Source organism: Marinobacter sp. ELB17 (assembly GCF_000169375.1).
Taxonomy (GTDB): Bacteria; Pseudomonadota; Gammaproteobacteria; order Pseudomonadales; family Oleiphilaceae; genus Marinobacter.
The window spans coordinates 62,470-80,314 of the sequence record NZ_AAXY01000011.1; the positions used below are offsets into that span (position 1 = coordinate 62,470).

The window sequence follows — 17,845 nt, forward strand, 5'->3', positions numbered from 1 at the left end:
TGTGCTTACAGTCTGGACAGCACATGGGCTGGGGTCAACCTGCAGATGCGTGCTTGTAGAGCCTGCGTAACGAGACTAACCTGCAGTTTCAGCGGAACTTTCCGTCTCACCTCGTCGCAGCTTGTAGGAGTTAATTTATGGTGGCGTCCGCCAACCACGAAAGCAGCCAGGCCAAAAGCAGAACCGTCAAATATCGCAAAACCAAAGCCAGCTGGAACCCTGCTATGCAGGCGGTTCCCGTACCTGGTATCCGTCGTATGGTGAATCTGGCGGCCACCATGAAAGACGTGATTCATCTGTCCATTGGTCAGCCTGACTTGCCCACGCCAAAGCATATTATTGATGCCTATGTGGATGCTCTTCACGCAGGCCAAACCGGCTATACCATGGATGCGGGCCTACCAGAATTGGTAATAGCTCTGCGCGATTATTACAGCAAACGTTACAACCGCAAGCTTACTCGCGACAACATCCTGGTAACCAATGGCGCCACCGAGGCTATGTACCTGGCCATAGCTGCAACCGCCGCACCCGGGCGTCAGTTTCTGGTTACAGATCCGTCTTTTCTGCTGTACGCGCCGCTAATCCGCATGAACGGTGGTGAGGTGAAATATGTGCCGACTCACGTGGAAAACAACCACCAGTTAGATCCGAACGACGTTATCCGAGCGATTGGGCCGCGCACCTACGCGCTGATTCTGAATAATCCGAATAACCCCACCGGAGCGGTGTATCCGCGTTCAACCGTGGAAGCCATTCTAGAGGAGTGTGCTTACCGCGGAGTTCAGGTATACGCGGATGAGGTGTACGACCACTTTATTTTTGATGACGACAAATTTGCCAGCGTGCTCAATTGCGCGGTGGATCTAGACAACATCATGTGCATCAGCAGTTTTTCCAAGACCTATAGTATGGCGGGGTTGAGGGTAGGCTGGGTGATTTCCAGTCAGGCGGCCATCAAGTCGCTGCGGCGCTATCACATGTTTACGACGTCAGTGGCGAACACGCCGGCGCAGTTCGCCGGTGTTGCGGCACTGAACGGCGATCAGCAATGCGTGACCGACATGTTGAATATTTATCGCGAGCGCCGCGACAAAATTGTGGACCTGATTGCGCAAACCCCACACCTGAACGGCTATAAACCGGGCGGTGCGTTTTTTGCGTTTCCAGACTTGCCCCCCCATGTGGATGGTACGGATCTGGCGCTGCGGATGCTGAAAGAAACGGGCGTGTGCGTGGTGCCGGGAGACTCCTTTGGTGAGGGTTGCACCAATGCCCTGCGTTTCAGTTTTTCCACCACCTGCGAGAAACTGGATGCGGCGTTTGACCGCATCATTCCGTGGATGGCCAAGCAGAACTTATAATCAATCTGACAATAGCCAGCCAATAAGGCCAAGCGGGCCTTGCCCGCTTGGCAGCCGTGGGTCAGGATAGAGTCCGAGCCCACGGAGGCAACACTGATGATCGGATTTTTGAACACCATACGCTGTTTGAGTATTCTCTTGCTGGCCGTTCTGGCCAGTGGTTGCGCCAGCCTTTCTCCTTACGCAGTTTCCGAAGGTGAGCTTGAACGCCACCTGCAGGATGCTGTGCGCGACTACGATCGCAAGCAGTTGCAAAGCGGCTCGCCATTAAGCCTGAGCTTGAATGACGCGGACATTACCCTTGGCCCGGACGGTCGTGATGTGGCCGTAATAGGGTTGAAAGGGCAAGTAGCCCTGACCGTTTTAATGGCAAAACTGCCAGTGGATATCTCGTTGAAGCTGGAGGGTGCTCCGGTTTATGACAGCGCTGAAAAGGCGGTGTATCTTCGTCGTTTACAACTATTGGAAAGCAGCGTTGAATCACCACTTTTTCGCGGTGATCTTAAGCCCGTTACCGACACGGTTATGCGGGTAGTGGCGCAAATGCTGGAAACTATGCCGATATATCGCTTAGACGATAGCAGCATGGCCCAGCGACTGTTTGGCATGGTGCCCATGGATATCCGCGTAGCGCCAGGCCGGCTTGAGTTTGTTATGGCCGACTAGGCGCAGTGGTGTTTACTTTGAGGTCAGGCGTTTAACCGTGCACAAACGGCTGCGCCGATCTCAGCGGTTGATCGTCGTTTGCCGCCGTGCTGTGCCAGGTCTGCGGCGGTAGCCTCAAACAGAGCATGGCCTGCCGCGGCCATGGTGGGATCTTTATGGGCTAACCAATCCAGCATGCGCGCGGTGGTAAATAACATAGCTGTGGGGTCCGCAAGGCCCTGGCCGGCAATATCCGGCGCGCTGCCGTGAGTCGGCTCGAACATTGACGGCATGGTTGGGTCCGTGGGATTCAGGTTGCAGGATGGCGCCACCCCCAGGCCGCCGGACAGCACCGCGGCCAGATCGGTTAAAATGTCGCCTTGCAGATTACTGGCCACCACGACATCGAACGCCCACGGGCTTTGCACGAACTTCATACAGGCGGCATCCACCAGCTCATGATGGGTTGCTACATCCGGGTACTCCAGGCTCATGCGCTCGAACACTTCGGTATAAAGATCACCCCAGTAACGCAAGGCGTTGCGTTTGGTTACGAGGCAAACCTGGCTGTCACAGACGCGGCCATCTAATGTCTGAAACTGGCGTGTCTCGTCGTGTTGCTTGCGGTGAATGGCTCGGGCGCGGGCCTGCTCGAAGCCGTAACGAATGATGCGTTCGCTGGCGAAATGGGTAAATACTTCAATCTGGGTAGCCACTTCATGGGGCGTACCCTGGCGCAGGCGCCCGCCCTGGCTGACGTATTCTCCCTCTGAGTTTTCCCGAATGACCAGCATGTCGATGTCGCGGGCGCGATCGTCCGCTAGATACTGGCGAGCGCCGGGCAGCAAGCGCGCGGGCCGCTCGCACGCCCACTGGTCAAAGCCCTTACGGATCTGCAGTAACGGCGCCAGCGACACGCTGTCAGACAACAGATAACGATTGTGATCGGTCACCGGGCCAGGGTCGCCCAGAGCGCCCAGCAAAATGGCATCAAAGGCGCCTAGTTGTTCCAGAGCGTCAGCAGGCATGGATTCGCCGTGTTGCTGGTGCCAATGGTGTGAGGGCCAGGGGAATTGGTGCCAGTCCAGATCCAGTTTGAAGCGCTGGCGTAATAATGCGAGGCAATTAACAGCTTGATTGACCACTTCCGGGCCAATACCGTCGCCGGGTGTGATAGCGATGTTGGTTGTAGCAGACATTAAAACTCCTTGGCCGGTAAGCAAAAAAAGCACTACTGTAGCGTAGTTGTGATGAGTGTAGCTGTGATGGCCGCCAATGCCACCGGCTGATTCGATGAGTTATTTACGGCTCAGCGGGTGACGACTATAGTGAGCGTAAATAGTGGTCGTCTATAAATACATGAGAAGAGCAAAAAATGATGTTGCCTGAAAATCTACATGGAAAAGACCGTTGTGGCGAATGCGACTGTGATGAGGGGCTGGACTTTTCCTTTTCATTCGCATTTCAGCCGATTATCGATGTAGACAATCGGGATGTGTATGCCTACGAAGCTCTGGTGCGTGGCACCCAAGGCGAGGGCGCTCACACTATTTTGAACCGCGTAAACGAACGCAACAGGTACTCGTTTGACCAGAGGTGCAGGGTCAAAGCAGTAAAGTTGGCGGCACACCTGAAGCTGCAAACCCGGTTGAGCATCAATTTCATGCCCAACGCAGTCTACCAACCTGAAAGCTGCATCCGTACCACTCTGGCGGCGGCAAAAACCTATAATTTTGATACCAAAAAACTGATCTTCGAGTTGACCGAAAATGAGGCGCTCACCGATGCGGACCATTTGGTGTCGATTATCAACGCTTACCGCGAGATGGGCTTTCAGGTTGCGCTGGACGATTTTGGCGCTGGCTATTCGCGTATGAACGTGATCATTGCCAGCCCGCCGAACCTGATTAAGCTGGATATGACTCTGTTGCGTGGTATTGAGCGTAATAATAACCAACAAGCAGTGGTTAACGGTATTCTGGTCATGTCGGACCAGTTGGGCACTCGGGTGATCGCCGAGGGCGTAGAAACCATGGAGGAATACCGCTGGCTTCGGCACAGAGGGATTAGCCTGTTTCAAGGCTACTTGTTCGCCCGGCCAGGTTTTGAGGAGCTGCCGGAACCCTTTTTTCCGGAGGATTAATTCGCTCAAACGTGTGCCTGTGCACTGCACAAGCGTGTTGTTTATTTCTTTCTACCAAGGCAGGTGCTTGTGTTTTATCGAATTTTGACCGTTATCGGTGGCGCCGTTTTTGTGGCCATTTTGTTTGCTCTGGTTTGGCTATTTTGCCGAATGTTTTTGCAGCGTCAGGGTGTTACCGAACAGTTGCAGGAGCGCGCCAACAACTTGGCCACCTGGACTTTTGTGGGTATCAGTGTGGGCCTGGTGTTCGCCATTGTGGGCGCTTTTGTATTAGGGCCTTGGGCGTTTTACCGGACCCTGCAGGGGTATGATCTGGCCGTGGACTCGGGTAAGGCAATTTGGTGGGGGTTTGCGATTGTGGTTGCCTCATTGGGCATTACCGCAGCCGGTTTCTTCGGTTTTCTGGGATTGGTCGGCGCCTATTAAGGCTGGTCACGTATCAGTTTTTGGCGAAACCACACCAGTGCGGGTTCTTGCTCATAGGCTTTGTGCCAGTACAAATGAACATTCACCGGCGGCAGTGGGGCTGGCGTTGGCATAACGGCAAGGTCGTGGTGGCTGGCCAGTAGTCGCGCGTAAGACGCCGGCATGGTCAGCAACAGTTCGGTGTTGGCGACCACCCGGCAGGCTGCAAAATAGTGCTGACAGCGCAGACGTATATCCCGCTGCAGTCCCAGTCTTGATAACTCGAAATCCTCCACTCCTGAACCTGTGGCCCGCGACGACACCAGTACGTGCTGTGCTTGCAGGTACGCAGCCAAATAGCGCTCAGTCGATAACTCGTCACTGGTCTCGGTCGGCGCCATAGTCACCCACGGGTGGTCTTTGCGCGCCAGTACCACCAGCGGGTCCTGGTGCAACCATTGGTGGCCGGTGTGCTCGCTCACCGGCAGCAGCACGTCAATCGCAAAGTCCAGCTTTCCCGCCGCCAGTTGGCTTTCCATGTCCCGGCGCGCCACTCTTTGGCTAACAATGCCCAGATCCGGGTAGGGCGCCAGCTGCGCCATCAGCTGGGGCAAAAATGTCGATTCCAAAATGTCGCGCAGAGCCAGCGAAAACGTCTTCCGCTGATGTGTCGGGTCAAAGCTATGGAACTGAGCGACGGCGCTGTGTATCTGGTTGAGCCCTGGCCGCATGGACTCTATAAACCGGGTGGCCAGCGGCGTAGGTACCATGCGATTGCCTTGGCGGCTGAACAATGGGTCATTAAACCAGGCCCGCAACCGCGCCAGCGAGTGGCTGAGCGCTGGCTGGGTCAGGTGCAGGGTCTTGGCGGCGCGGGTCAGACTGCCCTCGCGATAAATAGTGTCAAAAACCTGAAGTAGATTCAGGTCTGGCCGGTTTGCCGCCATGTTTTTCATCCCTGAGATGCGCAGTGATATCAATTTTACTAATGGTAAAGGATAAAAATAATTCAGTCGCGTAATACTTTGCCTGTGCCTACACTGCCTGTGCGTACACTGGACAGTAGTCGCAAACCGCGGGTGTCAGTAGCGCTCAGTCAGCGTAGGAGGTAAAACAATGGATTTTTCAATTTCCGCCAAAGGCCAGGATTATCTGGAGCGGGTAAAACACTTCATGGCCGACGAGATTGTTCCGGTAGAAGCACAGTACCACTGGGAGTTGGCGGCGCTAGATAACCGTTGGGTGGTGCTGCCCGTTATCCGCGAACTGAAGGCCAAAGCCCGTGAGCAAGGTCTGTGGAATCTGTTTTTCCCCGATGACACCTACGGTTGTGGCCTGCTGAATTCCGACTACGCGCTGATTGCCGAGGAGACCGGTCGCAGCTTTATTGCGCCGGAGATCTTCAACTGCAACGCGCCAGACACCGGCAACATGGAGGTGCTGATCCATTACGGCTCAAATCAGCAGAAAGCAGAATGGCTGCCGCGTCTGCTGAGTGGTGAAGTTCGCTCGGCCTTTTGTATGACCGAACCCGACGTGGCCTCGTCAGACGCGACGACTATGGCGGCTACCGCCACGGTGGACGGTGATGAGGTGGTGCTGAACGGGCGTAAGTGGTGGAGCACAGGTGTGGGCCATCCGGACTGCAAGGTCGCCATTTTTATGGGCGTAACCGATACAGATGCTGCCAAGCACCGTCGCCATTCGATGGTGTTGGTGCCGATGGACGCGCCGGGTGTCAGTATTGAGCGCATGTTGCCGGTATTTGGCGCCTTTGATGAGCCCTACGGCCATGGCGTGGTGGCGTTTGATAATGTGCGACTGCCGGTTTCGGCGTTTATTGCCGGGCCTGGCCGCGGCTTTGAGGTTGCCCAGGGCCGTTTGGGGCCGGGGCGGGTGCACCACTGCATGCGTGCCATTGGCGCTGCTGAGCGGGCGCTGGAACTGCTGATTAAGCGTGCGTTATCCCGTGAGGCGTTCGGTCGGCCTTTGGCTAAATTGGGGGGCAATGTGGACAAGATTGCCAACGCGCGTATGGCCATCGAGCAAGCGCGTTTGTTGACGTTGAAGTGCGCCTGGGCCTTGGATACCAAGGGCATTGCTGGAGCATTGCAGGAGGTGTCGATGATCAAGGCGCTGGTGCCGCAGATGCTGCAGACGATTGTGGATGACGCTATTCAGATTCACGGCGGAGCCGGGGTGAGTGATGATGATTTTCCGCTGACGGCGTTGTTTGCGTATGCGCGGGTTTTACGCCTAGCGGATGGGCCGGATGAGGTGCATCGAGCGATGGTGGCTCGGCTTGAGTTGCGTAAGTACAAATAGATTTTTATTTGGCATAGGATTTTTGCGCCTAAAGCGCTAAATACGGAGTTTGGCGACTTGCCGTTGGTGCGGATGAAACACGCCTCAAGGCTCCCAGCGCGGTTTGGGCTCCGCCACTTACGGCTCCGCACAGTTTCAGCCGGTTTTTGTATCAACCGTTTTTCAAACATCAGGACATAACTATGACAACAAGAGTATTTATTACCGGTGGAGCCAGTGGTTTGGGGCGAGCGATTGCGCTGCGCTATGCTCGTGAGGGAGCAAAGGTTTGCATTGGCGATGTGAATCCGCAGCAGGGCGCTTTGGTGGAGCAGGAAATCAGTAAGGCGGGGGGCGAGGGCTATTATGTGGATTGTGATGTTCGCCGGTTGAAGGATCTGGAGCGGGTTCGGGATGATTTGGCCGCGCGTTGGGGCGGGGTGGATATTGTGGTGAATAACGCCGGTGTGGCGTCGGCCGGGTCTATTGAAGACACGCCGATGGCGGATTGGGAGTGGATTCTGGATATCAACGTGTTGGGCGTGGTGCGTGGTTGTAAGGCGTTTACACCGATGTTCAAACAGCAGGGCGCGGGTACGTTTGTGAATATTGCGTCTATGGCGGGCCTGATGCTGGCACCGATGATGAACAGTTACAATGTGTCCAAGGCCGGTGTAATTGCTCTATCGGAAACCATGAGCCAAGAGCTGCGCGAGAGCGGTATTCAGGTCAGTTGCGTGTGCCCGGCGTTTTTCCAGACCAATCTGACCGAAGGTATGCGTTCGGTGATTCCCGGTATTCAGGGCAATGTCGCCAAGTTGATGAAGCGCTCCACGATTTCTGCGGAAGATGTGGCCGATGACATTTTTCGGGCGGTTCAGAGCAACACTTTTTGGGTTCTGCCCCACGTTAAGGAGCGCCGTATGTGGGTCCTCAAGCGCCACGCTCCCTGGGCTTTTGACTGGCTGATGCATCAGGGCAGTAAGAGCTGGATTAAAAAGATGGGCGCGAAGCCCAAATCCTGAAGGTGCCGGCACGGTCGAATTTTGTAAAACGGGAGTGGATGTAATGAGTCAGATCGATCAGGCGGTAGCGGTGCGCGATGGCGAGGAGCTGGATGCCTCAGCGGTCGATCGCTTTATGAAGCAGGCGGTGGCTAATCTGAAGGGCAAGCCGGTGATTCGCCAGTATCCCGGTGGTGCTTCAAATCTGACGTATCAGGTGGATTACGGCTCGCATTCGTTTGTCCTACGCCGGCCGCCGTTGGGCAAAATTGCCCGTTCAGCCCACGATATGCTGCGCGAAGCCCGTGTGATGGCGGCGCTCAAGCCAGTTTACGGTTATGTGCCAGAAATTGTTGCCACCTGCGATGACCACAGCGTTCTGGGCTGTGATTTTTACGTGATGCAGCGCCTTGAAGGCGTAATTCTACGCCAGGATTTCCCGGCGGACCTGACCATGCCAGCAGAAGACGTTCGCACACTTTGCACGAACGTGATTGATAAACTGGTTGAGCTGCACAAGGTGGATGCCGAAGCTGCGGGCCTGAGCCATCTCGGCAAGGGCGAGGGTTATGTGCAGCGTCAGATCCGTGGTTGGAGCGAACGCTTTGTAAAAGCCCGAACTGACGATGTAGGCGATTTTGCCACGGTAATGCAATGGCTGAATGACAAGATGCCAGACGATGTCGCCCAAGTGGTCATCCACAACGATTACCGTTTCGACAACGTGGTGCTGAATCCCGACAACCCGTTCGAGGTGATTGGGGTGCTGGATTGGGAAATGGCGACCATTGGCGATCCGTTGATGGATTTGGGCAACAGTCTGGCCTATTGGATACAGGCGGATGACGAGGCGCCATTTAAGATGTTGCGGCGCCAGCCAACCCATCAGCCGGGCATGCTGACTCGCGACGAGGTCGTCACTTACTACGCTCAACAATCAGGGCGACAGATCGATAACTTTGATTTTTACGAGGTTTACGGTCTGTTTCGTCTGGCGGTGATTGTTCAGCAGATCTACACCCGCTATTACCATGGCCAGACCGCAGACCAGCGCTTTGCGATGTTTGGCCAGGCCGCCAATTATTTACAAATGCGCTGTGAAAAGCTGATTTTAAAGAGCAGCCTGTAATGGCAACGATTTATCTGGTGCGCCACGGCCAGGCCAGCTTTGGCGCTGAAGATTACGATCGCCTTTCGCAAATCGGCTGGCAGCAGGGGCGGGTGCTGGGGCGCGCACTGAGGTGTTCGCAAGCGGCGACAGCAAAGCCGCAGGCGGTTTTTGGCGGTACGTTGCGGCGCCATCGGGAAACCGTGGAGGCTATGGCTCGCGGTTTTGGTGACGGCCTGCCAGCTATGCAGGTGGCGTCCGGTTTTGATGAGTTTGACCATGTGGCGCTGATTCACCGCCACCGGCCCCAGTGGCAGGACCATAGCGTGATGGCGCGGGATCTGGCTGCTTCCATCGCGCCGGCCAAGACGTTTCAAGTGGAATTTGTCGCGGCGGTCCAGCGCTGGGCCAGTGGCGGCTTTGATCACGAATACGCGGAAAGCTGGCTCGGGTTCAAGGCACGGGTTTTGGCGGCGTTGGACGAGGCAGTCAGCTGCGCCGCGGGTAAAGATCTGCTGGTTGCAACCTCAGGTGGCCCCATCGCAGTGATAGTGCAAGCGCTGCTTGATCTGAGCGATGAACGCACTCTGGACTTGAACAGCATGATCGCCAACACCAGCGTTACCCGAGTGCTTTATAGCAGCCGCGGGCGCCATAGCGACAGTCGGCGCAGTTTGGCGGTGTTCAACAATTACAGCCACCTGGAGGCGGAAGACCCCGCCCTGGTAACCTTTCGCTAACAATTTCGCCAAAAACTTCGCTAAAAACAGGGAAATCCATGAGCACAAATCTGTTTGATCTGAACGGAAAAACCGCGTTAATCACCGGTGCCAGCCGCGGTATTGGCGAGAGCATTGCTCGCACATTAGCCGCCCAAGGCGCCCACGTGATTGTCAGCAGTCGCAAACTGGACGGCTGCGAGGCGGTGGCCAGCAGTATTCGCAGCGCTGGCGGCAGCGCCGAGGCCTTCGCCTGCCATATTGGCGAGATGGACCAGATTGACGCGGTTTGGGAACATATCGCACAAAAGCACGGCAAGCTGGACATTCTGGTGAACAACGCTGCTACCAACCCCTATTTTGGGCCGGTAGAAGACACCGATATGGCCGCCTTCAATAAAACCGTGGATGTGAATATTCGCGGTTACTTTTTTATGTGCGCCAAGGGTGCCCAGCTAATGAAAAAACACGGTGGCGGAGCCATTGTGAATGTGGCGTCGGTAAATGGCGTTAACCCCGGGCACTTTCAGGGTATCTATTCCATTACCAAGGCCGCAGTCATTTCCATGACCAAGTCTTTCGCCATGGAATTGGGGCCAATGAACATTCGGGTGAACGCGCTTTTACCGGGGCTGACTGATACAAAATTTGCCAGCGCGCTGACCAGCAACGAAGCGATCAAAAAACAGGCGATGGCACACATACCCATGAAGCGGGTAGCCAGCCCGGACGAAATGGCGGGCACAGTGCTGTATCTGGTATCGGCCGCATCCAGTTACACCACCGGTGCTTGTGTGAACGCTGACGGTGGCTATTTAACCATTTGAATTGGCGCGAATGGCACTGCCTCAGACTGTAGGCAGCGGGCAGGTGAGTACGTCAACGTCGCTTTTCAGTTCAGCGGCTTTAACTTTGACTTGTTCCAGGGCAGGTTCGCCACCCATTGCCAGTAGGTCGCTTAACAGTGTGGCCATAGCGTTTTTGCTTTGTGCCATGGTCTGCTGGTAAGCCAGTCCACGAGCCTGTTCTGGGTTTTGCAACAAATCGGCGATAACGCTGGCGAATTCTGCCTGCTGTCGCTGTTGCAGTGCTTCCAGAAACACTTGCTGCCAGCGCTCTCGACCTTCAAGCCAGACATCGGTTTGGCCGGCCTGGGCTGCAGACCAGCGCTGAATGCGGAAATACTGATCATCACTGAAGTCGCCCAGCCACGATTCAAGACGCTCCGCGGCACGTTCGGCGCGAGCCGAGGCAGTGGCTTCCGGGGAGCGCTTCAGCAAGTCCTGCTCTAGCTCTTGCTGGCGGTCGGCCATATTGGCCGCCAATTCCTGAACCTGCTCGTCACTCAATGTTTTAAGAAAGGCCACTACCATGGGCGTGGCTTTTTCAGTGAGTGCTGGCAGCAAGGCAAACAGTTGCTCCTGATGGAACTCCATACGCGTTGAATTCGTCAGTACAGCTGAGTTGGTATCGGCTATAACGGTGCTTAACCAGCGTTCGTAACGGGGCAGCTCCCGGCTGCAATGCCATTGGCGAAAATCGCGAACGCTCTGTTCAAGGGCCTGCTGTTGGGCGCCGGTGAGTGATACATAGTCTTCCATCCACCACACCGTGCCCCAGTCCGCGTAACGGTAAGCCAGCTTGGCAGAGCTACAGCCGGCAACTGCCAGCACCAGCACCATCGTGGTTGCCAAACGTAATAAGGTGGCGGGTGTAATGCGTTGTGGCCGGGTGGGTGCAAACATTAAACGCTACCTAAAAGATCGTTTACTTATTACTATGCGTATGGCATTGGCACACGCTATAGCCGTTATTACGTTTACGACAGTCGCTTGCTTTCAGACGTTACAGGAATGTTCATGTCCCGCTTCAAATCTGCCCGAGTGCGCCAGCTTATTTTTGGCTTTTATATGTCCTGCATGATGTCATTACTGATGTCTGGGGTAATTACCTTTATGAACACCGGGCTGGATGGGCAGTTCGTATTCCGCTGGTTGCGTGCGTTTCTTGTGACTTGGGCCGTGGTTTTTCCGCTAAGTGCCAGGCAGTAGGCTTGCGAATTAGCCAGACGGGACACTAGACCGGTTGCCCACTACTGCAGAATGCGGTTTTCGCTCTGGCCTGCGGATTGTGACAGGGTCGTCGGCACTGGCGGTTTGTGATGCAGTGAATACAAAATGCGGTCGAGCACCGCTTGGCCGTTCCAGGCCGGGTTGTGATTGACCATGCCCACTACGGCCCAGGTGGTGTTGTTCTGATCACGAGTAAAACCGGCAATGGAACGCACATTTTCCAGGTAACCGGTTTTGATCCTGCCTTCGCCCTTCATACCCGTGTTCCGCAGCCTGCGGGCCATGGTGCCATCCATTGCAATCAAGGGCATTGACGCCATCAAGTCCGCTGAATATCGGCTATTCCAGGCATTTCTCAGAATATCCACGCCTTGGCGTGCACTGATGCGACCATGTCGGGTTAAACCGGCCCCGTTATCGATCACCATACCGGTGGTGTTAATACCTTTATCTTCCAGCCAGCTGTAAATGGCACGAATACCGGTTACCCGGTCATCGTTGTCGGCAGCTGTGCGTTTTTCTGCGCCAATACCCAGTAGCAGCTGGCGCGCCATCACGTTACTGCTCCATTTATTGATATCGCGCACCATGGTTACCAAATCTGGCGATGTGGTGCGCATAACCAGTTTAGCGTTCTCAGGCGTACTGCCCACGCTGTTGATGCCGCTGATTTCCACACCCATTTCTGCCAGTAGCGAGCGGATCATCGATGCGCTGTAGCGCTCATGGGATTGCAGAGACAAGTAGCGTGTGGTTCGACAGCCCTTGGGTAATGTGCCTTTAACGGACACAGTCACGCTTTGGTCGCTGTGAAAAACCGGTGTCCAGATGAATGAACCGCGGCCCGGGCAGGGGCCTTCGGCGGAGGCAACTACCTGGTTGTCGATCACCACTTCAGCCAGATTCGGTGTACTCCATGCGCGGGTGCCGCGTTCGTCTGAACGAACCTCCAGCTGGCTCAGGTTGAGGTTCGTCAGGTACGCAGAGGGTTCCACCAGAAACGGGGCGTGGGGGTTGCTGCCGTTATCGTGGAAAGGCGGAAAACCGCCGTCAATCTGGAAATAGCTGCCGTCTAGAATCAGGTCGCCATTGACTCTTGTTATGCCCATGTCCCGCAGTTCTCTGAGCGTTGACCATAACCGCTCGAAGGTCAGTTTTGGATCACCGCCGAAGCGCACATAAAGGTTGCCATTAAGCGTGCTGTCGGACATGTCACCGTTGGTCAGAAAATCCGTGTCCCAAGTGTAGTTGGGCCCGAGTATCTCCAAGGCGGCGTAGGTGGTCAGGACTTTCATGATGGAGCCAGGGCTCATCAGGGTGTCGGCATTAATAAACTGCTCTACGCCCGGCCCGTTCATAGGCAGCGCGGCCATGCCCAAGGCGCTGTCGCTGTTCAGCGACTTGCTGGCATAGGCCCGCATAGTGCCGTTCCATGCGCCTGCCTGCGCCATTGCGCTTTGGCCATTCGTGTCTACGGCCAGTGCCGGGGCCCCCGGCCATGCCAGCAGTGCAGCTAACGCCAACCCGCGTAGGCGGCGAGCCGGAGCCGGCAGGGCAGTAAACGCGTTCACAGTGGGAAACGAGCAGGGCATAATAGCGTCCGAAGTGGCAGGGCGGCGTTGCGTATTGATTAAACTTTCGACACATTAAACAGTAGCTTATTTTCTCCGCAGCTACCATTCACAAGGCTCAGCAAACCATTAAATATTCTTCCTAGCTTGTTTTTTATAAAAGGACATTGAATGAACAACTCTTTGACGCTCACATTCAGCGTTCGTGGTGCGGTTACGACATCTCTTCTAATGGGAGGAGATTAATGATGGCGTACAGCGGCCGGTGTCTCTGTGGCGATATTCAGTTTCAGTATGGCGGCCCCCTGGGCCCGGTGGTCTTGTGCCACTGCAAACAGTGTCAGCGGGCGCACGGTAGTGCGTTTTCCGCCAGCGCGCCGGCACAGGCAATTCACATGCAGTGGCTGATCGGCGCAGACCAGTTAAAAGAATACGCTTCCAGCCCGGGCAAATACCGCGGCTTTTGTGGCCGCTGCGGCTCTCAGCTGTATAGCAGGGTAGACGCCATTCCCGCCATTTTGCGGCTGCGGGTAGGCGCGCTGGAAAAGCCTCTGGGTAAAGTCGCGGCCCAACACGTGTATGTAGCCGCGCAGTCAGACTGGTTTCAGATCACCGATTCGCTACCACAGTTTGATAAGACGGAGCGCACGAACGACCCCCACTGAGCTGTATGGGCGATTTGGCGAAGGGCATCCCTAATAAATTCATTGCAAATAATAATTGTTCGCATTAAATTGTTTGTGTGGCGTTTCGCTGATGTTTGTGAAGGCGCACACATGGGCGGCGCCATCATAAGGCAGTTTAATGTTGGCCAATGCTGAATTGGGATACATCTGGAATCAGGGAAGTGCTATGACGCCGGAACAGGAATTGATGGGTGGGCTAAAAATTGCCGGAACTGCGGGTTTGTTTATCTGCCTTGTGCTGGCCGCGCTGGCTCTGACCGGTCAAGTTCCTTTATAAACGTGATCTATCACGTTAACACTCAGATCAAGTGCCGCTCGGTGTGACTGGGTCGGGGGGTGATTCTGCTATAATGCGCACCCTATCCAATCACCGAGGAAACCTGCTATGTCACAGTTGCCACCTTGCCCCCAATGCGCTTCTGAATTTACCTACGAAGACGGCGCCCAGCTAGTGTGTCCGGAGTGCGGCCACGAGTGGAGCGAAACCGAGGGCGCCGCCGCAGAATCAGAGAAAATCATTCGTGATGCTAACGGCAATGAACTGCAAGACGGCGACAGCGTAACGGTGATTAAAGACCTTAAAGTGAAGGGTTCGTCGCTGGTGGTGAAAGTGGGCACAAAGGTTAAAAGGATAAGGTTGGTTGGCGGTGATCACGATATTGATTGCAAAGTAGACGGTATTGGGCCGATGAAACTGAAGTCGGAGTTCGTCAAAAAGGTCTGATGCGGAGTATGTGCTCCAGGTTGTGAAAATCCGGGATTTAGCTGTTAACATGCGGATTAAATTGAAGGAACATTCGCAGATGGCTAACCCTAAATGATCATCGTGAAAAGACGGCAAAACCTGCAGCCCCAGCGGAATCTTTTTCTTTGGCATTATTAAAGCGCAATTTATGGACACTCTATCTTCTGACGCTGGCAGCGGGAGGTGTGATTCTTGTCCTGCTTTTGTTGTCGTTCTGGCAATCGATTATTGCCGAGCGCAATTCAGTCCATAGCGCGCGGGTGGCATTGGTGGCGCAGTCTATAGACAGCGTTTTGCGTACCCAAGAGCTATTGCTGACGGTTGTTGGTCGCGAAATTCTGCGCGCTGGCAATCTGCCACAGACGCCCCAGCATTCAGCTGAACTGGATCGTATTCTTCAGGAAAACCCCGTTGCTATTGGTTTGGGAATGGCCCGCTCAGACGGGCAACTGATGCTGGTGAGTTCTAATCTGGATCTGGGTTTGTTGCCAAACCTGTTGCGAGCGAAAACCTCGCGAGACAGTTTTCAAGAAGCCTTGGCAACCGACACCATGGTATTGGGGCGCACGTATTTTATGGGCGCCATCAACAAGTGGACAATTCCGGTGCGCAAAGCGCTGCGCAATCCCCAGGGTGAGGTGGTTGCGGTAATGACGGCTGGCCTTCGTATTGACGGCCGCGCCGGTGTTCTGAGTAACTCCTTATACAGCGGCGCTTACGATCGGGTCATGCTGACGCGGGCGTCAGACGGCTATGTGCAGTTTATTTCAGAGCAGGGCACGGGCCCGGAGCAGTATTCCAAACTCCGTTATCAGGCTCAAACGCTTGTGGGCCAAATCCCTCAGTCGGAGAATCTGTCCCCGGCAGACACACAGCAGTCAGATACACCCTATACCTACCGCATTCATCGTGATCAGAAAAACTATCTGGGAGCTGCCCAATTCAACAATCGGTTCCAAATGTGGGTGATGTCTGAAACCCTGATGCGCCCGTTGTGGGTGACGTTTTTTAAAACCGCACTGTTATACGTCAGCATTTTCCTAGGCAGTTTTCTGGCCTTGTTCATCATGTTTCGTATTATCGCGGTCGCTGAAGCCAAGCGTCTCAAAGAGCTGATGTACCTGTCGCGACACGATGAACTGACAGGAGTGGGCAATCGTTCGGGACTAAGCGCTAGCATCAAGAGTCTGCTGCGGCGCAAACAGAGCTTTATGGTGGCTGTCATCAATATCGACCACTTTCGCGGCGTTAATGACCGTTTTGGGCAAGAATACGGTGACCAGGTGCTCTGCGCATTTGCACGCAGGCTGCTCAGCGTAGTCGACGACAAGGACGTAGTGGCTCGTTTGGGCGCCGATGAGTTTGTGTTACTGATTAAGGTGGTGAATTTACAGGCGCTCGAGAGTCATGCGCGCCAGCTTAGCCACCAACTGGACAAACCGCTGGAACTGGAACAGTTTCCCTTGCAGCTGGGTGCCAGCATCGGTGTCGCGGTGTCCCCCCGCGATGGCGATTCGGTGAATACGCTTTTACGCAGCGCACACCTGGCCCTGTATCAGGCCAAAAAGAGCCGTAATGACTGGTGTCTGTATCGGGAAGAACTCGAACAGGCCTACATCCGCCGGGTGCAGCTTGAACAACGCTTGCGCCAAGCGTTGAGCCTTGGGCAGCTGACCATGGTGTTTCAGCCCCAGGTTGATCACGTCAAAGTCGTTTATGGATACGAAGCGCTGGTGCGCTGGTACGACGAGGAACTCGGTCAGGTCGGCCCTGATGAATTTGTCGGGGTTGCCGAGTCCAGCGGACTTATGCCAGCGCTGGGTCAGTTTGTAATGGAAACCAGCGTTCGCGAGTTTTCCGAGTTTGTGGGTGCTCAGGGTGAAATGCGAAAACTGGCGGTGAACATATCGGTATTGCAATTTTTGCAGCCGGGTTTTGCCAAAGATGTTTTGTCTTTGCTATCGAGATATGGGCTGTCGCCCAAGCAGTTGGTGTTGGAAATGACCGAGAGTCTGTTTATTTCCAATTTTGACGATGTACTGGCCGTACTCAACGAATTGCGCAAACAGGGTGTGCGGGTATCGATGGACGACTTTGGTACCGGTTACTCGTCGCTAAGCTTACTGAGAACCCTGCCGCTGGACGAGCTGAAAATTGACAAGACCTTCATTGACGGCCTGTTAGATGATCACAAAGTTCAAAACATGGTCGCCAGCATTATCAGCATTGCCCGCAGTCATCAGCTCGAACTGGTTGCCGAAGGCGTAGAAACCGAAGGCCAATACCTGGCGTTAATGGCAATGGGTTGCAAATTGTTTCAGGGCTACTATTTTGGCCGTCCGGCCGCTCTTTCTGTTGGGCCAAAGTCCCCCCACTAATAGTGTTCCGTCTGGCTGTTTTGGCCCAGCGACAATTGGTCGCAGCGTTGCTGTGGCTGTTTGTGGCAGGCTATGCTGACTATCGATTTTGACCTTGCAGGAGCTGTTGATGGAACCTTCTTCTTTGATTCGTCGCTTTGCCCGTCATGTTAGTACGGTCGCTGTTGTTGCCGCGGTCGCCAGTTGCATTCCGCTGATGGCTGCCGCCGACACCGCTCCCAATCCCCATCCCCATGTTAGCGGTGTCATGGTGGAGCACGGTTGGAGCCGGCCAACGCCGCCGGGCGCAGCGGTCGGGGTTGGCTACATGGTCATTCACAACCACACTGACGCAGCGGTACGCCTCACCGGCGCCACCAGCGAGGTTGCCACAGACGTTTCCATTCATGAAACCCTCGCAGACAACGGCATGATGCGTATGAAACCGTTGCCGGATGGCTTGAGCATAGACTCTGGTCAGAGCGTGGAGTTCAAGCCCCTCAGCTATCACCTGATGCTGGAAGGTTTAACACAGCCGTTAAAGGTCGGGCAGAAAATTCCTGTGACGCTAAAATTTGAACGCATCCCGGCGCAGAAGGCCGTACTGGACGTCAGGTCGCTGGATAGCAGTGGCGAAGACGATGGTGGAGTGGACCATTCGACGATGAACCACTCTGCAATAGATCATTCCAGCATGAACCACTCCGATATGGATCATTAAT

19 protein-coding genes are annotated in these 17,845 nt (G+C 54.9%); 15 read left to right on the forward strand and 4 right to left on the reverse strand.

Annotated features, from left to right (window positions below):
- Positions 1-137: 137 nt before the first annotated feature.
- Together MELB17_RS13745 and MELB17_RS13750 are read left to right on the forward strand one after the other, a co-directional pair.
- Positions 138-1,364 carry a pyridoxal phosphate-dependent aminotransferase gene (locus tag MELB17_RS13745; protein ID WP_007350875.1) on the forward strand — a complete coding sequence of 409 codons (1,227 nt, stop codon included), beginning with the start codon at positions 138-140 and terminating at the stop codon, positions 1,362-1,364.
- A gap of 96 nt (positions 1,365-1,460) precedes the next feature.
- On the forward strand, positions 1,461-2,030 hold the full coding sequence (locus MELB17_RS13750; protein WP_007350876.1) for a DUF1439 domain-containing protein: 570 nt from the start codon (positions 1,461-1,463) through the stop codon (positions 2,028-2,030).
- Between the two features lie 23 nt (positions 2,031-2,053).
- Here MELB17_RS13750 and MELB17_RS13755 read toward each other — a convergent pair whose 3' ends face one another.
- Positions 2,054-3,208, reverse strand: a complete 1,155-nt coding sequence (locus tag MELB17_RS13755) for an isocitrate/isopropylmalate dehydrogenase family protein (protein ID WP_007350877.1) — start codon at positions 3,206-3,208, stop codon at positions 2,054-2,056.
- A 176-nt stretch (positions 3,209-3,384) separates the two neighbouring features.
- Here MELB17_RS13755 and MELB17_RS13760 point away from each other — a divergent pair, with 176 nt between their 5' ends.
- Both MELB17_RS13760 and MELB17_RS13765 read left to right on the forward strand, forming a co-directional pair.
- On the forward strand, positions 3,385-4,152 hold the full coding sequence (locus tag MELB17_RS13760) for an EAL domain-containing protein (protein ID WP_007350878.1): 768 nt from the start codon (positions 3,385-3,387) through the stop codon (positions 4,150-4,152).
- A gap of 69 nt (positions 4,153-4,221) precedes the next feature.
- Positions 4,222-4,578: a hypothetical protein gene (locus MELB17_RS13765; RefSeq protein ID WP_007350879.1), complete on the forward strand. Its 357-nt coding sequence runs from the start codon at positions 4,222-4,224 to the stop codon at positions 4,576-4,578.
- On the opposite strand, the gene MELB17_RS13770 is transcribed toward MELB17_RS13765, so the two are convergent.
- Complete coding sequence (locus tag MELB17_RS13770) at positions 4,575-5,504, reverse strand: LysR family transcriptional regulator (protein WP_036184800.1); 930 nt, start codon at positions 5,502-5,504, stop codon at positions 4,575-4,577. The two genes, MELB17_RS13765 and MELB17_RS13770, sit on opposite strands and share 4 nt — an antisense overlap.
- 169 nt (positions 5,505-5,673) lie before the next feature.
- Between MELB17_RS13770 and MELB17_RS13775 the strand changes: the two genes are divergently transcribed.
- From MELB17_RS13775 to MELB17_RS13795, 5 genes are all read left to right on the forward strand, one after another.
- The gene (locus tag MELB17_RS13775) at positions 5,674-6,882 is read left to right on the forward strand and encodes an acyl-CoA dehydrogenase family protein (RefSeq protein WP_007350881.1); all 1,209 of its coding nucleotides are present in this window, start codon (positions 5,674-5,676) and stop codon (positions 6,880-6,882) included.
- Positions 6,883-7,064: 182 nt separating this feature from the next.
- Positions 7,065-7,886 (forward strand): SDR family oxidoreductase, encoded by an 822-nt coding sequence (locus tag MELB17_RS13780; protein WP_007350882.1) that lies wholly within the window; start codon positions 7,065-7,067, stop codon positions 7,884-7,886.
- A gap of 43 nt (positions 7,887-7,929) precedes the next feature.
- Complete coding sequence (locus MELB17_RS13785) at positions 7,930-8,994, forward strand: phosphotransferase family protein (protein WP_007350883.1); 1,065 nt, start codon at positions 7,930-7,932, stop codon at positions 8,992-8,994.
- Positions 8,994-9,713 (forward strand): histidine phosphatase family protein, encoded by a 720-nt coding sequence (locus MELB17_RS13790; protein WP_007350884.1) that lies wholly within the window; start codon positions 8,994-8,996, stop codon positions 9,711-9,713. The genes MELB17_RS13785 and MELB17_RS13790 overlap by 1 nt, the downstream gene beginning before the upstream one ends.
- Positions 9,714-9,751: 38 nt before the next feature.
- Entirely contained in the window at positions 9,752-10,519 is a 768-nt protein-coding gene (locus tag MELB17_RS13795; protein ID WP_007350885.1) for an SDR family oxidoreductase, read from the forward strand.
- Positions 10,520-10,540: 21 nt separating this feature from the next.
- Here MELB17_RS13795 and MELB17_RS13800 read toward each other — a convergent pair whose 3' ends face one another.
- On the reverse strand, positions 10,541-11,437 hold the full coding sequence (locus MELB17_RS13800) for a DUF6279 family lipoprotein (protein ID WP_007350886.1): 897 nt from the start codon (positions 11,435-11,437) through the stop codon (positions 10,541-10,543).
- A gap of 114 nt (positions 11,438-11,551) precedes the next feature.
- On the opposite strand from MELB17_RS13800, the gene MELB17_RS13805 reads away from it, so the two are divergent.
- Positions 11,552-11,743, forward strand: coding sequence for a DUF2798 domain-containing protein (locus MELB17_RS13805; RefSeq protein WP_036184803.1), 192 nt, complete (start codon positions 11,552-11,554; stop codon positions 11,741-11,743).
- 41 nt (positions 11,744-11,784) lie between these two features.
- On the opposite strand, the gene dacB is transcribed toward MELB17_RS13805, so the two are convergent.
- Positions 11,785-13,356, reverse strand: coding sequence for a D-alanyl-D-alanine carboxypeptidase/D-alanyl-D-alanine-endopeptidase (dacB, locus tag MELB17_RS13810; protein ID WP_007350888.1), 1,572 nt, complete (start codon positions 13,354-13,356; stop codon positions 11,785-11,787).
- A gap of 227 nt (positions 13,357-13,583) precedes the next feature.
- On the opposite strand from dacB, the gene MELB17_RS13815 reads away from it, so the two are divergent.
- The 5 genes from MELB17_RS13815 (at position 13,584) to MELB17_RS13830 (ending at position 17,844) form a co-directional block, all read left to right on the forward strand.
- Positions 13,584-14,000 (forward strand): GFA family protein, encoded by a 417-nt coding sequence (locus tag MELB17_RS13815; RefSeq protein WP_007350889.1) that lies wholly within the window; start codon positions 13,584-13,586, stop codon positions 13,998-14,000.
- A 139-nt stretch (positions 14,001-14,139) separates the two neighbouring features.
- Positions 14,140-14,298, forward strand: coding sequence for a hypothetical protein (locus MELB17_RS24625; protein ID WP_007350890.1), 159 nt, complete (start codon positions 14,140-14,142; stop codon positions 14,296-14,298).
- 108 nt (positions 14,299-14,406) lie between these two features.
- The gene (locus MELB17_RS13820) at positions 14,407-14,745 is read left to right on the forward strand and encodes a zinc ribbon domain-containing protein YjdM (protein ID WP_007350891.1); all 339 of its coding nucleotides are present in this window, start codon (positions 14,407-14,409) and stop codon (positions 14,743-14,745) included.
- A gap of 146 nt (positions 14,746-14,891) precedes the next feature.
- Complete coding sequence (locus tag MELB17_RS13825) at positions 14,892-17,144, forward strand: EAL domain-containing protein (RefSeq protein ID WP_036184805.1); 2,253 nt, start codon at positions 14,892-14,894, stop codon at positions 17,142-17,144.
- Positions 17,145-17,253: 109 nt separating this feature from the next.
- A complete protein-coding gene (locus tag MELB17_RS13830; protein WP_007350893.1) occupies positions 17,254-17,844 on the forward strand; it encodes a copper chaperone PCu(A)C in 591 nt (196 codons plus the stop codon).
- The last annotated feature ends 1 nt before the right edge of the window (position 17,845 follow it).